At 62.7% G+C, this 1581-nt stretch carries 3 protein-coding genes; 2 read left to right on the top strand and 1 reads right to left on the bottom strand.

The features are described 5' to 3' along the window. Positions 1 to 190: 190 nt before the first annotated feature. Positions 191 to 430 (top strand): hypothetical protein, encoded by a 240-nt coding sequence (locus MKL11_RS12715; protein ID WP_243943926.1) that lies wholly within the window; start codon positions 191 to 193, stop codon positions 428 to 430. Between the two features lie 143 nt (positions 431 to 573). Further along, a complete protein-coding gene (locus MKL11_RS12710; protein ID WP_243943924.1) occupies positions 574 to 918 on the top strand; it encodes a hypothetical protein in 345 nt (114 codons plus the stop codon). On the opposite strand, the gene MKL11_RS33550 is transcribed toward MKL11_RS12710, so the two are convergent. Continuing rightward, the gene (locus MKL11_RS33550; RefSeq protein WP_243943922.1) at positions 906 to 1205 is read right to left on the bottom strand and encodes a GCG_CRPN prefix-to-repeats domain-containing protein; all 300 of its coding nucleotides are present in this window, start codon (positions 1203 to 1205) and stop codon (positions 906 to 908) included. The two genes, MKL11_RS12710 and MKL11_RS33550, sit on opposite strands and share 13 nt — an antisense overlap. Positions 1206 to 1581 lie beyond the last annotated feature (376 nt).

Here is a 1581-nt window from a genome sequence, read left to right as displayed (position 1 = left end):
ATCGAAGCGGCGACGCTCTGTCCTTGTGAGACCAGCACGTCGACCTGACGCAGCTTGCTCACGATCTCCTCGGGCTTGGGTCGTTGGGCCATCGATTCCGTCCTCTGTCGGCTCAAAAGCCATACTTCAGGGCGGACCACTCCCAAGGGGGCCAATCACAAACTCCGCACGCCTATGGACGGGCTCACACGTGACCGGGTCGCCAACCAGCATCGACGAACCATTGCCGGGTCAGCGGGTGTACTACGTGCTCCGCATTGGCCATGACGGCACGGTCGGCAGAGCCGACATCCTGGCTGCTGAATCCGACGATGAGGCAAAAACCATGGCCGCCATGCTGCCCAACGGTCATGGTATCGACCTCTGGGAGCGAGCCCGTTACCTCGCCAGCTACCCGCCCCAGAGCGCACTGTATCCCGACCCGGAATGATTCCGGCCGATTGGAAGCCCGGAATCACGCGGGGGCGAACCGTGGTGATCGAAATCAGACGCTCGGTACGGTGTGGTCTTGGATCGAGCTTCCGAGGGTATCTCCCTCGGTCCGCGGCGCTCGCCTACGAGGACCACCGGTCGGTGAACAACGGCGGCCTGGTCCGCAAGGACCAAGACCAACCCCTGCCGTTCGGGGGTCACTTCCTGACCGTCGTGGCCGATGCCATCGGACAGGGACGCATGTCGGTGCGGCGGGCCGCGACCTTGTTCGACATCACCGTCGACGAACTCCATGGCCTCCTCGATGCGTACGGCTCCCGGCTGGAGGAGCATCGCCTTGGGCACGCTGACGCTGGCTGGCTGGTTCATCCTGTCCGGCCCCGGGACCGTCACCTGGCCAGGATGACGGACGGGAGTCGATGCAAAGAGGCGCCCGGTGCGAACCGGGCGCCCTTGCTCACGGCAACGTTGGCTTACCAGCGGTGATGCCAGCCGACATGGCGGTAACCGCCGTGCCATCCCCACGGACGGTGGTACCCGACGTGGCGATAACCACCCCAACGGTGCCAGCGAGGTCCGTACCAGCCGACGCGGCGGTATCCGTAGACGACCGGACGCACCACGATGGGGCGATAGACGACGTTCGGGCGGCAGTATCCATAGTAGCCACGATGCCCTCCGGGTCCGCACCCGTCACGGGCCTCGGCGGCCCCGGCGGTGGCGGCAATCGTGCCGATGACAAGGACGGCTGCGCCAGCAAGCTTCAATCGCATCTGCATCTCCTTTGTTGCGATGGAATATAAACATCGAACAACACCGATCCGTTGCTTGCCTGATCAGGTAAATGTGTATCAAATCGCAACAATATGGACGTATATCTATTGTATCGGGTTTGTATCTAGGATTTTTATACAGTATGCTTTGGCGGTTCGCTCGCAGCCTTATCCCGCCTTGGTAGCCGTCCAGCGACCACTGCAGGAGATTGGGCCGGAGAGGTTCCAGCGACCGGTGTCAAAAGGCGTTGGAATGGGACCCCGGATCGGCGTGCAATTGGGACCCCTTCGCAAGCTGGGTACGGTACGGTGCGGCTGAGCTGATCCGACGTCCAGCTTTGGCGTCGTAGGCGCTGGCCTCAGGCGCGGTTCTTGA

The sequence above is a fragment of the Methylobacterium sp. J-077 genome (assembly GCF_022829365.1).
GTDB lineage: Bacteria > Pseudomonadota > Alphaproteobacteria > Rhizobiales > Beijerinckiaceae > Methylobacterium.
The sequence above is the reverse complement of the archived record's forward strand: the minus strand, read 5'-3'. Positions and strand labels throughout refer to the sequence as shown.

Excerpts from the sequence above, each read along its gene's own strand:
- MKL11_RS33550 (WP_243943922.1), bottom strand. The coding sequence starts at position 1,205 with ATGCGATTGAAGCTTGCTGGCGCAGCCGTCCTTGTCATCGGCACGATT.